This is a genomic window from Streptomyces capillispiralis (assembly GCF_007829875.1).
Lineage (GTDB): Bacteria > Actinomycetota > Actinomycetes > Streptomycetales > Streptomycetaceae > Streptomyces > Streptomyces capillispiralis.
The window spans coordinates 3,889,144-3,904,833 of sequence record NZ_VIWV01000001.1 but is presented as its reverse complement, the minus strand read 5'-3'; the positions used below and the strand labels follow the sequence as shown (position 1 = coordinate 3,904,833).

General features: G+C 72.3%; 13 protein-coding genes and 1 pseudogene. 6 read left to right on the top strand and 8 right to left on the bottom strand.

Annotated features, from left to right (window positions below):
• Nucleotides 1–134: 134 nt before the first annotated feature.
• Together FHX78_RS16655 and FHX78_RS16650 are read right to left on the bottom strand one after the other, a co-directional pair.
• On the bottom strand, nucleotides 135–500 hold the full coding sequence (locus FHX78_RS16655; RefSeq protein ID WP_145868245.1) for a PH domain-containing protein: 366 nt from the start codon (nucleotides 498–500) through the stop codon (nucleotides 135–137).
• 195 nt (nucleotides 501–695) lie between these two features.
• Nucleotides 696–1,604, bottom strand: coding sequence for an RpnC/YadD family protein (locus FHX78_RS16650; RefSeq protein ID WP_189908564.1), 909 nt, complete (start codon nucleotides 1,602–1,604; stop codon nucleotides 696–698).
• A gap of 202 nt (nucleotides 1,605–1,806) precedes the next feature.
• Here FHX78_RS16650 and FHX78_RS16645 point away from each other — a divergent pair.
• A pseudogene (locus tag FHX78_RS16645) lies at nucleotides 1,807–2,103 on the top strand (Scr1 family TA system antitoxin-like transcriptional regulator); the annotation flags it as partial.
• The gene (locus tag FHX78_RS16640) at nucleotides 2,100–2,309 is read left to right on the top strand and encodes a DUF397 domain-containing protein (RefSeq protein WP_145868244.1); all 210 of its coding nucleotides are present in this window, start codon (nucleotides 2,100–2,102) and stop codon (nucleotides 2,307–2,309) included. The pseudogene FHX78_RS16645 and the gene FHX78_RS16640, both read left to right, overlap by 4 nt.
• A 54-nt stretch (nucleotides 2,310–2,363) precedes the next feature.
• Here the strand turns inward: FHX78_RS16640 and metG are convergent, their stop codons facing one another.
• Complete coding sequence (gene metG, locus FHX78_RS16635; protein ID WP_145868243.1) at nucleotides 2,364–3,980, bottom strand: methionine--tRNA ligase; 1,617 nt, start codon at nucleotides 3,978–3,980, stop codon at nucleotides 2,364–2,366.
• Between the two features lie 155 nt (nucleotides 3,981–4,135).
• The gene (locus FHX78_RS16630; protein ID WP_145868242.1) at nucleotides 4,136–6,199 is read right to left on the bottom strand and encodes a VWA domain-containing protein; all 2,064 of its coding nucleotides are present in this window, start codon (nucleotides 6,197–6,199) and stop codon (nucleotides 4,136–4,138) included.
• 277 nt (nucleotides 6,200–6,476) lie between these two features.
• On the opposite strand from FHX78_RS16630, the gene FHX78_RS16625 reads away from it, so the two are divergent.
• The gene (locus tag FHX78_RS16625) at nucleotides 6,477–8,549 is read left to right on the top strand and encodes a PhoX family protein (RefSeq protein WP_145868241.1); all 2,073 of its coding nucleotides are present in this window, start codon (nucleotides 6,477–6,479) and stop codon (nucleotides 8,547–8,549) included.
• 29 nt (nucleotides 8,550–8,578) lie between these two features.
• On the opposite strand, the gene FHX78_RS16620 is transcribed toward FHX78_RS16625, so the two are convergent.
• A complete protein-coding gene (locus tag FHX78_RS16620; protein WP_145868240.1) occupies nucleotides 8,579–9,520 on the bottom strand; it encodes a LysR family transcriptional regulator in 942 nt (313 codons plus the stop codon).
• Nucleotides 9,521–9,761: 241 nt separating this feature from the next.
• Here FHX78_RS16620 and snpA point away from each other — a divergent pair, with 241 nt between their 5' ends.
• Nucleotides 9,762–10,439: a snapalysin gene (gene snpA / locus FHX78_RS16615; RefSeq protein ID WP_145868239.1), complete on the top strand. Its 678-nt coding sequence runs from the start codon at nucleotides 9,762–9,764 to the stop codon at nucleotides 10,437–10,439.
• Between the two features lie 57 nt (nucleotides 10,440–10,496).
• On the opposite strand, the gene FHX78_RS16610 is transcribed toward snpA, so the two are convergent.
• From FHX78_RS16610 to FHX78_RS16600, 3 genes are all read right to left on the bottom strand, one after another.
• Nucleotides 10,497–11,498 (bottom strand): endonuclease/exonuclease/phosphatase family protein, encoded by a 1,002-nt coding sequence (locus tag FHX78_RS16610; RefSeq protein ID WP_145868238.1) that lies wholly within the window; start codon nucleotides 11,496–11,498, stop codon nucleotides 10,497–10,499.
• Nucleotides 11,499–11,607: 109 nt separating this feature from the next.
• Nucleotides 11,608–12,633 (bottom strand): hypothetical protein, encoded by a 1,026-nt coding sequence (locus FHX78_RS16605; protein WP_229923910.1) that lies wholly within the window; start codon nucleotides 12,631–12,633, stop codon nucleotides 11,608–11,610.
• Nucleotides 12,634–12,715: 82 nt separating this feature from the next.
• Nucleotides 12,716–13,165 (bottom strand): hypothetical protein, encoded by a 450-nt coding sequence (locus FHX78_RS16600; protein WP_145868237.1) that lies wholly within the window; start codon nucleotides 13,163–13,165, stop codon nucleotides 12,716–12,718.
• Between the two features lie 210 nt (nucleotides 13,166–13,375).
• Between FHX78_RS16600 and FHX78_RS16595 the strand changes: the two genes are divergently transcribed.
• Together FHX78_RS16595 and FHX78_RS16590 are read left to right on the top strand one after the other, a co-directional pair.
• Entirely contained in the window at nucleotides 13,376–14,506 is a 1,131-nt protein-coding gene (locus tag FHX78_RS16595; RefSeq protein ID WP_189908569.1) for a PP2C family protein-serine/threonine phosphatase, read from the top strand.
• 63 nt (nucleotides 14,507–14,569) lie between these two features.
• Nucleotides 14,570–15,649 (top strand): hypothetical protein, encoded by a 1,080-nt coding sequence (locus tag FHX78_RS16590; protein WP_145868235.1) that lies wholly within the window; start codon nucleotides 14,570–14,572, stop codon nucleotides 15,647–15,649.
• Nucleotides 15,650–15,690 lie beyond the last annotated feature (41 nt).

Genomic DNA, 15,690 nt, shown 5'->3' with positions numbered 1-15,690 from the left:
TATCGGTTCCGGGCCCCTCGCCGTGGCGCGCCTCAGGAAGCCGGTTCCTACGCCTCGTCCGCCTTGGCGAAGAGGTCCTCGGCCGCGGTGGCCGTCAGCGAGCGGTCGAACCAGGTCATGAGGGCCCGTGCGGGTCAGCGGGCGACGAACTGGGTGAGGATGGCCTGGACTTCGTAGATGTCGACGCCCTTGGTGAAGGTCTTCTCGACGGGGGTCGGGGTGCCGGAGATCCAGATCTTCAGCTCGGCGTCGAGGTCGAAGGTGCCGGCGGTCTCCACCGCGAAGTGGGTGATGCTGCGGTAGGGGATGGAGTGGTACTCCACCTTCTTGCCGGTGATCCCCTGCTTGTCGACCATGATCAGGCGGCGGTCGGTGAACAGGATGGTGTCGCGGATCAGCAGGAACGCGGCGTGCACCTGCTCGCCGTGGCCGAGCAGCCGGGCGTAGTCCTGCTGTGCCTGGGCCGGGTCGACGGTGTGCGCGTTGCCGAAGAGTGCCATGGAAGATCCCCCCACATGAGTGGCGGCGGCCGGATGTCGACCGCCTTCACGTGATCTTCGCAAAACGGGGGGCCCGGGAGAAGGTCCGCTCGTCCCCCGGGGCCCCGCTGTAGCGATCACGTTACGGGGTCGGCTTCTCCCCGAGACGTGCGCGTCGGCTCCCGGCGCTCCCCGACCTGCGGTCAGGGGGCGGGGTTACTCCTCTGTGAGGACGTCTTCGGCTGTCGGGGCCGTGACCGCACGACGGTGCCAGTGGCGCAGGATCTCGGGGTCACCACAGCCGGTGATGCGTTCCCTGACCGCTTCGGGGACGTCGATGCCGCGCACTTCCAGGATGTCGAGGATGTCCTCGGCGGCGCGACGCGCCTCACCCTCGGCTCGGCCTTCCGCTCGGCCTTCCGCTCGGCCTTCGTCACGGAGTTCTTGGGAGAGGGACGACTTGTAGAAGGAGAGGTCCACGGCCACCAGTTTCCTCCAGAGTTCCGCGGCCGGGTGCTTACCCAGGCCTTGTGCGACGAGTTCGATGATCGGGTCGGCAATACTCTGCGGTGTGTCCCGCAGAACGGTCGTCATTGACTTGAGTATGGCCCCGGCGTCCGGGTGCGTCGCGTGGGTGATCGCTGCCAGAGTAGCGAGGGCGAGATCCTTGCGAACTTCGGCCGGGTCGGTGATCACCGGCATGTTGTGTGGTCCCGCGACGAGCGGCCGCAGGGTCAGCACCGGCCACTGACGGGGACCGAAGTGGACCTCACGCGCGGCCCATTCCGCCGTGGCGCGGTCCTGGCAGACGACGAGCAGGAGCGGCTGCAGCCGGTACTTCGCGAGCAGGTACGCGGCGTAGTACGCCCAACTGGCGGGCTTTCCCGAATCCTTCCCGCCCTGCGCCTCGACCGCGAGGAGCAGCGGCTCGCCGTCCTCCGTGTCCAGCCGCAGGAGAGTGTCCACGCGGCGCTCGACGGGGCTGGTCTCGGTGAGGTCGTTGGGCAGGACGGTGACCGAGGTGGGCGGGGGGAAGTCGATGCCGAGTACCTCGGAAAGCCCGGAGAAGAGGCCCGGATTCTCCTGGAAGATGCGGTGCATCGCCTCGTGGGGCGAGCTGACCATAGGAATTCCTGTTAGTGAGGGTAGGGGATGGTGAAGGTATTGCCTGTGGCACATGCCACTGCCTGTTCCGTGTGGAGCGTAGGCCGGTAACCGGGCTCGACAGCACCAGAGTTGGCCATGTTCACCTGGACGGGTGAAGGCGTCTGCAAGTCAGTCTCGGGCGGGTTCTGGGGCCTGGCCGGCCCGTCAGGGGGCCTTGCATATGGTCTGGCGGCGGCAGCTTGAACGTCTGCTGGAACTCGGGCAGTTGCGGAACGTCTCGATTCAGGTGATGCCGACCGATTGCGAGGAACACTTCGGCACGGGCGGACTGATCGAGGTGCTCAAGTTCCCGGACGGCACGGCGGTGGGCCGCTCCGAAGGTGCCTTCAGCGGTCGCCCGGTGTCCGAGCCGAAGCAGCTCAGGATCCTTGAACTGCGCTATGGAATGATCCGGGCGCAGGCTCTCACGCCCCGAGAGTCGCGGGCCCTCATCGAGCAGATGCTTGGAGAGACATGACCGGCACCTCCACCAGCCACGACGCTTCCGACCTGACCTGGTTCAAGAGCAGCTACAGCAGCAGCGGCGACGGCAACGACTGCATCGAGGTCGCCACGGCCCCCGACGTCGTGCACGTCCGCGATTCCAAGCACATAGGGGGGCCTCGGCTCGCGCTCACGCGCCACGCGTGGGCCGACTTCGTGGCGTACACGTCGGGAAGCTGAACCAGAGGCCCGGGAACGTGTCGTTTCCGGGCCTCTGGGCGTGTGTCGTCCGTCCTATGCGGTCGGCTTCTCCTCGAGGCGGGGGAAGAGGACCGCGCCCTTGGTGACCGTCGAGCCGGCGGGGAGCAGGCCCCACGTGCCGGACTCCTGGACCTTCTGGTCCGCCAGGGCGCCGAGGCCGGCCTCCGCGCCGAGGGAGTCCCAGAGCTTCTGGGAGGTCTCCGGCATGATCGGGTTGAGCAGGACCGCGACCGCGCGCAGGGACTCCGCGGCCGTGTAGAGGATCGTCGCCAGGCGGGCCCTGCCCTCGTCGGAGGTGTCCTTGGCGACCTTCCAGGGCTCCTGCTCGGTGATGTAGCCGTTGACCTGCTTCACGAAGTCGAACACGGCCAGGATGCCGCCCTGGAAGTCCAGCTCCTCGCCGATCTTCCGGTCGGCCTCCGCGACGGCCTTGGTGAGGCCGTCGCGGATCGCCTGCTCCGCGTCGCCGTCGGCCGCCGACGCCGGCAGCTCGCCGCCGAAGTACTTGCCGACCATCGCCGCGACGCGGGACGCCAGGTTGCCGTAGTCGTTCGCCAGCTCGCTGGTGTAGCGGGCGGAGAAATCCTCCCAGGAGAAGGAGCCGTCCTGGCCGAAGGCGATGGCCCGCAGGAAGTACCAGCGGTACGCGTCCACACCGAAGTGCGAGGTCAGGTCCTGCGGCTTGATGCCGGTGAGGTTGGACTTGCTCATCTTCTCGCCGCCGACCATCAGCCAGCCGTTCGCGGCGATCTTCCCGGGCAGCGGGAGGCCCTGCGCCATCAGCATCGCGGGCCAGATGATCGCATGGAAGCGGAGGATGTCCTTGCCGACCAGGTGGACGTCGGCGGGGAACGTCGCCCCGAACTTCTCCGGGTTCTCGTTGTAGCCGACCGCCGTGGCGTAGTTCAGCAGCGCGTCGATCCACACGTAGATCACGTGCTTGTCGTCCCACGGGACGGGCACGCCCCAGTCGAACGTCGAGCGGGAGATGGACAGGTCCTGCAAGCCCTGGCGGACGAAGTTCACGACCTCGTTGCGTGCGGACTCCGGCTGGATGAAGCCGGGGTTGGCCTCGTAGTGGGCGAGCAGCTTCTCGCCGTACTCGCTCAGCTTGAAGAAGTAGTTCTCCTCGCTGAGGATCTCCACCGGCTTCTTGTGGATCGGGCACAGCTTCTGGCCCGCGTACTCGCCCTCGCCGTCGAGCAGCTCACCGGGGAGCTTGTACTCCTCGCAGCCGACGCAGTACGGGCCCTCGTAGCCGCCCTTGTAGATCTCGCCCTTGTCGTAGAGATCCTGGACGAATTCCTTGACGCGGTCGGTGTGCCGCTTCTGCGTGGTGCGGATGAAGTCGTCGTTCGCGATGTCGAGGTGCTCCCACAGGGGCTTCCATGCCTCCGTGACGAGCTTGTCGGCCCAGGCCTGCGGGGTGACCCCGTTCGCCTCGGCCGTGCGCATGATCTTCTGACCGTGCTCGTCCGTGCCGGTGAGGTACCACACCTTCTCGCCGCGCTGACGGTGCCAGCGCGTGAGCACGTCCCCTGCAACGGTCGTGTAGGCGTGGCCCAGGTGAGGAGCGTCGTTGACGTAGTAGATGGGGGTCGAGACGTAGTACGCCTTCGCCCCCTGCTTCTCGGATCCAGTGGCCGCCATGGTCGAAATCCTACTGGCCCCGTGGAGATCGACTCACATGCGTTTCGGGGCGGGCGGTGCGTGCGTACGGGGCGGAATGTCCGTTCGTACGTGCGCTCCGCCCGCCCCGGTGGGTCGGATCGGGTCGGATCCGTTCGGATCCGGTGGGGCCCGGGTCAGGGGCGCCAGGTGGCGAGGATGCCCTCGTACAGCTCCTGGTCGGTGAGCTCGCGGGGGGTGGGGCCCGCGTGGAAGAACGACGCGTTGCCGGTCTTCAGCTTGCGGAGGTAGTCGAAGGCCTTGTTGTCGTGCTCACCGAAGGCGACGAAGGAGAAGAAGACGGCGGGGTGGCTCTTCGCCGCGTTGGTGAGGGCCTGGGTGGCGGGGGTCTTGGCGTCGGGGGCACCGTCCGTCTGGAAGACCACCAGGGCGGGGGTGCCGGCGGGCTCCTTGTCGTGCTGGGCGAGGACGGCCTCGACGGCGGCGTGGTAGCTGGTACGGCCCATGCGGCCGAGGCCGGCGTGCAGCTCGTCGATCTTGTTCTCGTGGTCGGTGAGGGTCAGCTCGCCGGTGCCGTCCAGTTCGGTGGAGAAGAAGACGACGTGGACGGTCGTGCCGGTGCCGGTGCCAAGGGCGGCGGCGAGGGCGAGGGTCTGCTCGCCGAGGGCCTGGGCGGAGCCGTCCTTGTAGTACGGGCGCATGGAGGCGGAGCGGTCGAGTACGAGGTAGACCTTGGCGCGGGTGCCGGTGAGGTTGCTCTTGGCGAGGGCGGCGGTGGCCGCGTCGTGGGCGGTGGTGAGGGTGGCCGGGACGGCCTCGGCTCCGCCTTCGGCCGGGCTTTCGTCCCCACCCGTACCACCCGTGCGGCTCTCGTCGTCGGGTGCGGGTGGCCCCTGGGGGGCCTCGTCGCCGTCGGCGGCCTCGGGGGCGGGGGCGGACTCGGGCTCGGCGTCCGGCTCGGGCTCGGGGGTTGCCTCGGGCTCCGGGGTGACGTCGGCTTCGGGGGTGGTGGCGGTCTCGGTCGCGGGCTCGGCCTCCGGCTTTGCCTCGGCCTCCGGGGTCGGCTCCGGTTCGGGAGCGGGCTCGGGGTCCGGGGTGGCCACGGCCTCGGGGGCCGCCTCGGGCTCCGGCGTGGACTCGTCCTCCGGGGCGGGAGCCGGTTCCGGAGCAGCCTTCGCCTCCGGCGTCACCGTCTCCGTCTCCGTGACCTCATTCGCCTCCGGCGTCTCCGTTTCCGCTTCCGGAGCCGGGTCCGTGGTGGCCGTTGCGGCTTCCTCGGCCGGGGCTTCGACAGCCGGTGCCTCTTCGGCGGGTGCTTCCGCGACCGGGGCTTCCTCGGTGGAGGTCTCCTCGGCGGGGGCTTCGACAGCCGGAGTCTGCTCAGCGACGGGTGCGTCCTCGGCGGGGACCTGCTCCGCCGGTGCTTCTTCGGCAGGTGCTTCCGCGACCGGGGCGTCGGCGACCGGGTCCTCGTCGGCCGGGGCGTCCTCGGCGGGTGCCTCCTCAACCGGTGTCTTCTCGGCGGTGACTTCCTCGGCCGGTGCCTCTTCGGCAGGGGCCTCCGCGGCAGGGGCCTCCGCGGCCGGGGCGTCCTCGGCGGGTGCCTCCGTGATCGGGGCTTCCTCGGTGGAGGACTCCTCGGCCGCAGTCTTTTCGGCCGTGTCCTCCTTGCCCGTGTCCTCCTTGGCCGCAGCCTCCTTGGCCGCAGCCTTCTCAGCCGTGTTCTCCTTGGCCGCGTCCTTCTCAGCCGCGTTCTCCTCGGTCGCCTTCTCCTTGACCGGGGACTCCGCCGCCGCCTGCTCCTCGGCCGAGGTCGGCTCCTCCGTGGTCTCCTCCGTGGTCTCCTGTGCCGGAACCGGTGCCGGTGCCGGGATCGGAGTCGGGGTGTCGTCGGGCGGGGTGGCCAGGGGGGTGGGGACCGAGACGTTGTCGAAGGCCGCGGCGACGAGGTCGTGTTCCTCGCGGGGCTCCGGGACGGACGCCGTGCTGGACGGCGGGGTGGGCTCGGGGGACGGGGAGGGAACCTTCGGGACCGCGGGTGTCTCCGCGGACGGTTCCGGGGCCTGCGGTTCGGGCGACGGCGAGGTGGCCGGTGAAGTGGCCGGCGAGGTGGCCGACGAAGTGGTCGGCTCGGGGGACGTGCTCGTCGTCCCGGCGGCCGGCGCCGCACCCTCCGCTTCGGCGGACCTCGCTTTGCGTGACCGTCCGAACGCGTTCCGCAGGAGAGTGAGAATGCCCATGTGCGCAACCCTTCGCGTGAGTTGATGCCCGTCAATCCCTGGCCAGGACGGACACGTAAGGTTAACGGCCCGCAAGGGCGATCTTGGGCAGGGTTGGGTTTGCCGGATCGTACATGTCAAGGGGGCGATCCGGTCTGCGGACGTCGGCCCGTGGCCACCGAGCGTAACTTCCTTAACGCTGCCGCAGGTTCACTCACCGTTCACCCGGGCGCCCGGCTACCGCACATATGTGCACCTACGGTCGCGCTGACACCACGGGCACCCAAGGAGAAAAAACGTGCGAAAGCTGCTGCCGCTGATCGGAACACCGTCCGGTTCCCACCCCGGCGGCCGGTCCGCCATGACCTGTCGTTTCCGGTGTGGTGACGCCTGCTTCCACGAGGTGCCCAACACCAGCTCCAACGAGTACGTCGGTGACGTCATCGCCGGCGCCCTCAGCCGCCGCTCGATGATGCGCGCCGCCGCGGTCGTGACCGTCGCCGCGGCCGGTGCCGGGGCCGTCGGCGTCGCCGCCGCGCCCGAGGCGCAGGCCGCCCCGGCCGCCAAGGGCGGCCACCACGGCAAACCCAAGGGCGCCCGCGGTCTGCGGTTCACGCCCGTCGCGCCCAACACCGACGACGTCGTCACCGTGCCGGAGGGCTACCGGCAGGACGTCGTCATCCGTTGGGGCGAGCCCATCCTGCGCGGCGCGCCCGCCTTCGACCCGGAGAAGCAGAGCGCCAAGGCGCAGGCCGGGCAGTTCGGGTACAACTGCGACTTCCTCGCCCTGCTGCCGCTGCGCGGCGAGCGCGACCGGCAGATCCTCGTCGCGAACCACGAGTACACCGACGAGGTCCTGATGTTCCGGGACTACGACCCGGCGAACCCCACCCGTGAGCAGGTGGAGATCGCCTGGGCCGCGCACGGCCTCGCCGTCGTCGCGGTGGAGGAGGAGCGCGGCAGCGGCAGGCTGACGCCCGTCACCCGGCACCAGCTCAACCGCCGTCTCACCGCCACCTCCGAGTTCCGGCTGACCGGGCCCGTCGCCGGGTCCGACCTGGTGAAGACCTCCGCCGACCCGAGCGGCACCAAGGTGCTCGGCACCCTGAACAACTGCGCCGGCGGCACCACCCCGTGGGGCACCACGCTGCACGGCGAGGAGAACTTCAACCAGTACTTCGCCAACAGCAGCCGCGCCACCGACAAGCGGTACGGCATCGGCACCGCCGCCACCGAGCGCAAGTGGGAGCGTTTCGACAAGCGGTTCGACGTCGCCCAGGAGCCCAACGAGGTGCACCGCTTCGGGTACGTCGTCGAGCTGGACCCGTACGACCCCGACTCCACGCCCCGCAAGCACACCGCGCTCGGCCGCTTCAAGCACGAGGGCGCGACCGTGCGGCTGACGCACGACGGGCGTCCGGTCGTGTACTCCGGTGACGACGAGCGCTTCGACTACTTCTACAAGTTCGTCGGCAGCAAGAGGATGCGGCACGGCAACAGCCGGTCCGCCCGCGAGCACAACCTCTCCCTGCTCGACGAGGGCACGCTGTACGTCGCCAAGCTCACCGGCGACTCCCCGGCCATCGAGATCGACGGCACGGGCAAGCTGCCGAAGGACGGCGAGTTCGACGGCAGCGGTCAGTGGATCCCGCTGGCCACCGCCACCGCCGACGGCGCCGTCTCGCACGTCGAGGGCATGACCGCCGAGGAGGTGTTCGTCTTCACGCGCCTGGCCGGTGACAAGGTGGGCGCCACCAAGATGGACCGCCCCGAGGACGTCGAGCCCAACCCGGTCACCGGCAAGGTGTACGTCGCCCTCACCAACAACTCCAACCGCGGCAAGGCCGGTTACGCCGCCGCCGACGAGGCCAACCCGCGCAACTCCAACAAGCACGGTCAGGTGCTGGAGCTGACCGAGCGCTGGAACCGGCCGGAGAGCACCAGCTTCGCCTGGTCGCTGTTCCTGGTCGCGGGCGACCCGGAGGACCCGGCGACGTACTTCGCCGGTTTCCCGAAGGACTCCGTCAGCCCGATCTCCTGCCCGGACAACGTCGCCTTCGACGCGCACGGCAACCTGTGGATCTCCACCGACGGCTCCGCCCTCGGCTCCCACGACGGCCTCTTCGGTGTCGCCACGCGCGGCGACCGGCGCGGTGAGCTGAAGCAGTTCCTGACCGTGCCGAACGGCGCCGAGACCTGCGGCCCGATCATCCAGGACCGGCGGGTGCTCGTCGCCGTGCAGCACCCGGGCGAGGTGGACGGCGCGTCGGTGGACCAGCCGGCCAGCACCTGGCCCGACGGGCCGGGCACCTACGTCCGTCCGGCCGTGGTCGCGGTGTGGCGCGCGGACGGCCGGGACATCGGCGTCTGACACGTCACCGCGTCAGCGCGTCAGTGGTGTCAGGGGAGGGCCGGGACCGGTGGTTCCTGCCCTCCGCTTTCCAGCCACTCCCGGTAGGCCGGTGCCTGCCGGGCCGCCTCCCGGTACGCCTCGGCCAGGTCGGGATAGACGCCCTCCAGTTCCGTGTCCGTACGGGCCGCCAGCAGCAGCCGTACGCCGAGCGGGTCGCCGTACAGCCGGCGGACCGCCGTCTCGGGGCGGGAGGGCGAGGTCGGCTGGCAGACGGTGACGGCCTCGCCGATGGCGACCAGGGACGCGGCTGTGTGGTAATCGCCGTGCAGGACGCGCGGGTTGAGGCCGGAGGAGCGCAGCAGCCGGCGTACGGCGTCCCACTCGCCGTCGACCGCGGGGTCGATCATCCAGCGGTCGCCGGCCAGGTCGGACAGGTGGACGACGGGGTGCGCGGCGGCCGGGTGGTCGGCGGGCAGGGACACGAACTGCGGTTCGCGCTCGACCAGGACCCGGGTGCGCAGGCCCTCGGGGACGCGCAGCGGGAAACCCTCGACCTCGTGCACGAAGGCGACGTCGAGCTGGCCGTCGGCGACCATGCGGAGCAGGGCGTTGGCGGAGACGTCCATGTGCAGGGTGGGTTCCTGGCAGTGCCGGCGCAGCCGCCGCAGCCAGCCCGGCAGGGCGCGGCTGGCGGTGGAGCCGATGCGCAACTGCCGGCCGCCGGCCGCGGCGTCGCGGGCCTCGGTGACCAGGGAGCGCAGTTCGGCCACCAGCGGGCGGGCGCGGCTGAGCACCAGCCGCCCCAGCGGGGTGGGGCGGCAGCCGGTGCGCGCGCGGACGAACAGCGCGCCGCCCAGCTCCTCCTCGACGCGGCGCAGCTGCGTGCTCAACGACGGTTGCGCGACGCCGAGTTGTCGTGCCGCGCGGTGCAGACTGCCGGTGTCGGCGATCGCGCACAGCGCCCTGAGGTGCCTGACCTCCAGCTCCATGCCCTGGGAGGGTAAGGCGGAAGTTCAGGTTTCACCAGACGCACAAATCCCGTCCGTTCAGGCGGAGTCAGGCGGAGTCAGGCGACCGGGGAGTCAGGCGGCCGGGGGGCGGGTGGCCGAAGGAGGGTGGCCGGAGAGGGGTGATAGGGCGGAGCTATCACCGGTTGCCATCATCACAGCCGCCACAGGGGCGCGGACACTCACCGATGACATGACTCACCCCCACCCCAAGGAGTCATCGATGCGCATGCGCATGCCCCTCTCCGTGCTCACCGCCGCCGGTCTCGGCCTCACGGCCCTCGGACTCGGCACGGCCCCCGCCTCGGCGGCGCCCGCCCCCTCCGCCCCGTCCGGGGTCGCCGCGTACAACGGCTCGGCCGAGGAGGCCGCGGCCAACCGCGCCTTCTTCGAGGCGGTGCTGAAGTCGGCGGCCGAGAAGCGGGCCGCGAACCCGACGGGCGCGGCCGCCGTCACCGTCGTCTACGACGCCTCCCGGGCGCCCACGTTCGCCACGCAGATAGCCCGCAGCACCCAGATATGGAACAGCTCGGTGTCGAACGTGAGACTCCAGTCGGGCACCTCGGGCGTCGACTTCCGGTACTACGAGGGCAACGACTCGCGCGGCTCGTACGCCTCCACCGACGGGCACGGCAGCGGCTACATCTTCCTCGACTACCGGCAGAACCAGACCTACGACTCCACGCGGGTCACCTCGCACGAGACCGGCCACGTGCTCGGACTGCCGGACCACTACAGCGGTCCGTGCAGCGAGCTGATGTCCGGTGGCGGTCCCGGCCCGTCCTGCACCAACGCCTACCCCAACGCCACCGAGCGGTCCCGGGTGAACCAGCTGTGGGCGAACGGCTTCGCCGCCGCGCTGGACAAGGCGGAGAAGGCGCTGGCCAAGTCCGCGCGGTAGCGGCCGGTCGCGCTCGCGGGCCGTCACCCTCCCCCGGGGTGGCGGCCCGCGGACGTGTCACCGGCCGCCGTGCAGCGTGAGGTCGACGACCAGCGCGCGGTGGTCGGTGTCGGCGAGGTCGAGGAAACGGGCCCGGCGCGCGGCGAACTCCTCGGACACCAGGACGTGGTCGATCTGCGTACCGAACGCGGGAGTGGTCCGCGCGGGCCAGGTCGGTGTCCGGTCCGCCCCGTCCAGCCGGGCCGCGTCGCGCAGACCGGTGTCGAGGATGCGCCGGAAGGCGGCGTGGTCCTGGGAGGCGTTGAAGTCCCCGGCCAGCACGGTCGGGGTGTCCCGGCCGGCGGCGGCCGCGTCGCGCAGCCGGCCCAGCTCCCGCTGCCAGAGGCCCACCTGGTCGGGGAGCGGCGGCATGGGGTGGGCGAGCTGGAGCCGTACGGGGTGCCCGTCGACGTCGGCGACGGCACCGGGCATGCCCATGGTGCCGGGCACCTCGTCCCGGGCGGTGAGCGGGAAGCGGCTGAGGATGACGGAACCCTCGGATCCGCCGCCTTCGACGGCCTGCCGGTGCGGATGGGTCGCGGCCAGCTCCCGCCGCAGCGTCGCGTCGCAGGTGTACTCGCACTCCTGCACGAACAGGATGTCCGGCTTCTCCCGCCGTACGGCGTCGAGCAGGGCGCCGGTGCCCTGGCCGAACTCCACGTTGGAGGTCAGCACCCGCAGTTCGGCGACGGGCGGCCCCTCGGGCTCGCCGGTCCTGCCGTACGGCTCGATGTACCAGGCCAGCAGTCCGAGCAGGGCCACGCCCCACACGGCGCCGGTCCACCAGCGGGCCGGCACGGTGCACAGCAGCCCGACGGCGGTGGGCACGAGCAGCCAGGGCAGGAAGGCCAGCAGCTGGGGCACGGGGGTGACGCCGTCGATGTCGGCGATCCGGCAGCCGACGACCGCGCTCACCCCGGCGAACAGCAGCGCCGCGCACCAGGCACCGAACCGCCGTCCTCCCCCAGGCCGCCCGGTCCCGTCGTCGGTGACCGCCGGATCGGCAGTGGCTGTGTCCAAGGTTGCGGCCCTCCACTCGCGGGGTGCGATGCCCGAATCCTCCCTCGGGGACGTTCTCGAAGACGTGGGGGGAGGGGGGCGGGTTGCGGTGAACGGCTGGGGAGCGGGGTCAGACGCCGGTCCGGGGGGACGGGGCCGGGGCGTCGACGGGTGTGGGGGTGGGGGACGGTGTGGGGTGGGCGAGGGGCTGGGGGCGGTGGGGGCGGCGGGTGGTCAGCCAGGAGGCCAGGGCCACGGTCAGACCCAGTGCGAGGAGCAGCCAGGCCGCCGTGCGCAGGGTGGCGGTGAGGGCGTCGTAGACCGCGGCCGCCGCGGGGCGGTGCAGGCGCTCGGGCAGGTCGGCCAGGGTGAGGCGGCGGCCGAGGGCGACGGCGAGGGCGAGCAGCGCACCGCCCAGGGCCGTGCCCAGACCGGTGGCGGTGAGCGCACGGCGCCGGCACGCGGCGACGGCGATCCCGGTGACGGCGAGGACGACGGCCGTGAGCGGCAGCCAGAAGGCGGCGGTGTCCAGCACGTGATACCCCTTCCGGAGCCCGGCCAGCTCACCGGCCGGTACGACCGCGACCTCGGTGTGCTCGACGGGGATGCGGTCGGCGAAGGGCATGCGGTCGGCGACGAGGTGGTGTCTCACCTGCGCGATGACGGGCGCCAGGTCGACGGTGACGGGGCCGCGGGGGGCCGTGTCGTCGCGCAGGGCGTGCAGGACCGCGTCGTGGACGGCGCGGTTGCCCGCTTCCCAGGCGGTGCGGAACGCCTCGGTGCGGGTGAAGGAGCGGATGGCGTCGTGGACGAAGGGGGCGAGGGTGGGGTGTGCCGCGACTGTGGCCGGGTCCGGGTCCGGGTCCGGGTCGGGGTCCGGGATCGGGTTCGCTTCCGGCTCCGGTTCCGGTTCCGGTGCGAGGTTCAGTTCCCGTACGACCTCGTCGCTCACGGCGGCGGCGACCGCGTCGCGTACGGCCGGGTCGGTGGCCAGGGGGGCGACGGTGCTGACGTACCTGCCGGTGTCGGCGAGTCCGAATGTCGCCCAGGCTGCGAGGGCGCCGCAGGGGGTGAGGAGGCAGGCGAGGGCGACGAGTGTGGCCGACAGGGCGTTGCGGAGGGGGGTGTGGGGGGCGGCTTCGGGGTGGCGGGGCACGTGTCCAGGCAAGGGGGTGGGGGCGGGGGGCGCGAGTGGTGGGAGCCGAATGGGCGGCACCGGGGTGGGTGCGGGGCGGGGGTCATGTGGCGGGGTGGCCTGTTGCGTCCTCGTGGGTGTAGAAGCGGTAGAACATCATCGCGAAGACGCCCGCCGCGACCACCAGTCCCAGGGCCGTGGACCGCAGGACGCTGCCGTCGGACTGGTTGAAAAGGAAGCCGACCGCGATGCCGCTGAAGGCCGCCCAGAGCACCGCGTGCATCTCGCGCCGCAGCTTCGGTGCCAGGGCCAGGAGCGCCATGAAGACCAGGGCGAACGCGAGCGCGGTGAGGAAGCCGAACAGCAGGTTCCAGCCGGTGACGGGCCCGGCGTCCCGCCGGTTGGCCGCCGCCCAGTAGCCGTACACGAGCCCGATGAGGACGGGGACCGCCACCTTCGCCGCCCGGTGGGCCCGGGGACCGAAGAGGGCGGTCGGGTCGGTCGGGTCGGTCCGCTCGACCGGGCCCCTGGACCGGGGTGCCGCATGCGCCATGGGAGCACTCCTCTCTCCTCGCCCCCGCTTACCAGGGCACACCCCCCGGGAGCCGGCGGCAAGTCGGGCACGCTGATCCGTCGCCGGGGACCGGATGCGGGCCGCACGGGCCCGTGTTTCGCTGGGGCCGTGAATCCGGGCAGCGGGGGACACGGCCTGCACGACCGGTACCCGTCGGCCGGCCGGCGGGACGTCGCGCACCGGCACGAGATGCTCCGGCTGGGGGACCGCAGCGTCGCCTGGGTGCCGCCGCTGCTGCTGCTCACCGCCATCGCGGTGGCCGACTACAACACCACCGGCGAGTTCCGGATCATCTCCTGGATCGTGCTGGTGCCGGGCATCGCCGCCGCGATCTGCGGGGTGTGGGGTACGGCCCTGTTCGCGGTGCTCGCGATGGCCGCGTACACCGCCGTGGACAACGCCTGGCCGCACCAGTTCCAGGCGGGGCTGCCCGACTTCATCCTCGTCGCCGCCGGCGGCGTCCTCGCCACCCTGGCCTGCGCGGTGCGGGTGCGCGGGGAGCGCCGTGCCCTGCACATGCGGGACGTCGCCGACACCGTGCGGCGCACCGTGCTGCGTCCCCTGCCGCCGGGCTGGGGCGGCCTGGACCACGCCGGGGTCTACCTCACCGCGGACACCCAGGCCCGGGTCGGCGGCGACTTCTACGACATCCAGCCGGGCCCGCACGGCACCCGCGTCCTCGTCGGCGACGTGCAGGGAAAGGGGCTGGGCGCGGTGGAGACGGCGTCGGTCCTGCTCGGCGCCTTCCGCGAGGCCGGCTACCACGAGGCGGAGCTGGCGGTCGTCGCGGAGCGGCTGGAGACCCGGATGGCGCGGCACCGCGACTACATCGGGGCGCTCGGGCGGGACGACGGCGACCGGTTCGCCACCGCCGTGCTGCTGGGCTTCCCCGCGGACCGGACCGGTGTGGTGGACGCCGTGGTGTTCGGGCACGAACCGCCGCTGGCCGTCGGCGCCGGCGGGGTGCGGACCCTGCCGGTCGGCGGGGGGCTCCCGCTCGGCTACCGCGACCTGGCCCCCGGCCCGCCGCGGGTGTGCCGGGTGCCGGTGGCCGACGACGAGACGCTGCTGCTGGTCACCGACGGGGTGACCGAGGCACGGGACGCGGCCGGCCACTTCTACCGGCTCGCCGACGACGTGACCCGCGCGGTGACCGCGGACCCGCGGGTGGCCGCACCGGCCCCGCTGGTCGCCGTCGTACGGGACGGGACGCTGCGGCACAGCGGCGGCCACCTGGCCGACGACACCACCGCGTTCGCGGTGCGGCGGACCCGGGTGACGGGGGGCGAAGGCCACGAAGGGGGACGTTCACCCTCCTGACGCCCCCCTTCGCGGCCGCAGCGGTTACCGTGCTGACGTAAGTGATCGACAGGGGAGGGGACCATGCCCGGAACCGTGCTGCTGCTGGCGGCCTCGCCGTTGGGCCGCGGGCGGCTGGTGGACGCGGCGTCCGTGCTCCCGGTCCTCGCGGCGGTGCCGCCCGCCGTGCTGTCCGGCACCGACACCGCGAACGTCGTCGAACTGGCCGATCCGCTGGAGCCGCAGGCCGTGCTGACCCGGCTGCGGGCGGCGGCCGCCGCGCCGGGACCGCTGACCGTGTACGTCACCGGCCAGCTCCAGCTCGACCGCAGACAACGCCTGCCGCACCTGGCGCTGGCCCGGACCACCGCGTCCACCGTGCGGTACACGGCACTGCCCTGGCACTGGTTCCGGGAGGAACTGCGGCTGCGCGCCGCGGGCGCGACGACACTGATCCTCGACCTGCACGCCGACGCGGAGACCTGGCAGCTGCTGGGCGCGGCCCGGCCGCCGGGCCCGTCCCCGCTCGACTGCGGCCGCGACAACGCGGTGTACGGGCGGATCGCGCCGCCGCCGTCCCGTCGCGGGGTCGCGGCACCGGCGTACATGAAGGCCGTCGCGACGATCCTGCGCAGCGGGTGGCGGCCGCCGGAGGAGGACCTGCACCAGCAGGCGCTGGCGCGGATCGCGCCGGAGAGCGGGGGCACCGACCTGGTGCTGGCCCAGCGCGGGCCTGTCCCGGGCGACCCGCACGCGGCGGTGACCGCCGCCGTGCGTTCCGGCCGGCACGCGGACGCCGACGCGCTCGCCGCGCGGCTGGAGCAGGCGGCCGGTCTCGCGCACGGGCCCGCCTCGGAGGAGGCGCTGCACTGGACCGAGGTGCGGGCGGACCTGGCGATGCTGGCCGGGGACGCGGCCCGCAGCTGCGGGGCGTGGATGGCGGTGGCCGGCGCGCGGCTGAGTGCCGGTCAGGCGCCGGACGCGCCCGCGGTCGAGGCGGCCGTGGACCGGGCGCACCACCAGTGGGGGCGGATCGGCGACCCGGCCCGCGCCCGTGAGCTGGGCGCGGCGCTCGCGGACCTGCGCGGCCGGGTACCGGGCCGGCGGGAGGGCGCGCTGGACCATGTGCGGCAGCAGCTGCGGCAGTTGCAGACCCAGGGCTGAGTGACGGACGAACCCTCCCCAGCGGGCCGCGGCGGTGCCAT

Excerpts from the sequence above, each read along its gene's own strand:
- FHX78_RS16590 (WP_145868235.1), top strand. The coding sequence starts at position 14,570 with ATGCCCGGAACCGTGCTGCTGCTGGCGGCCTCGCCGTTGGGCCGCGGG.
- FHX78_RS16630 (WP_145868242.1), bottom strand. The coding sequence starts at position 6,199 with ATGGGCATTCTCACTCTCCTGCGGAACGCGTTCGGACGGTCACGCAAA.
- metG (WP_145868243.1), bottom strand. The coding sequence starts at position 3,980 with ATGGCGGCCACTGGATCCGAGAAGCAGGGGGCGAAGGCGTACTACGTC.
- FHX78_RS16620 (WP_145868240.1), bottom strand. The coding sequence starts at position 9,520 with ATGGAGCTGGAGGTCAGGCACCTCAGGGCGCTGTGCGCGATCGCCGAC.
- FHX78_RS16655 (WP_145868245.1), bottom strand. The coding sequence starts at position 500 with ATGGCACTCTTCGGCAACGCGCACACCGTCGACCCGGCCCAGGCACAG.
- FHX78_RS16650 (WP_189908564.1), bottom strand. The coding sequence starts at position 1,604 with ATGGTCAGCTCGCCCCACGAGGCGATGCACCGCATCTTCCAGGAGAAT.
- FHX78_RS16595 (WP_189908569.1), top strand. The coding sequence starts at position 13,376 with ATGCTCCGGCTGGGGGACCGCAGCGTCGCCTGGGTGCCGCCGCTGCTG.
- snpA (WP_145868239.1), top strand. The coding sequence starts at position 9,762 with ATGCGCATGCGCATGCCCCTCTCCGTGCTCACCGCCGCCGGTCTCGGC.
- FHX78_RS16600 (WP_145868237.1), bottom strand. The coding sequence starts at position 13,165 with ATGGCGCATGCGGCACCCCGGTCCAGGGGCCCGGTCGAGCGGACCGAC.
- FHX78_RS16640 (WP_145868244.1), top strand. The coding sequence starts at position 2,100 with ATGACCGGCACCTCCACCAGCCACGACGCTTCCGACCTGACCTGGTTC.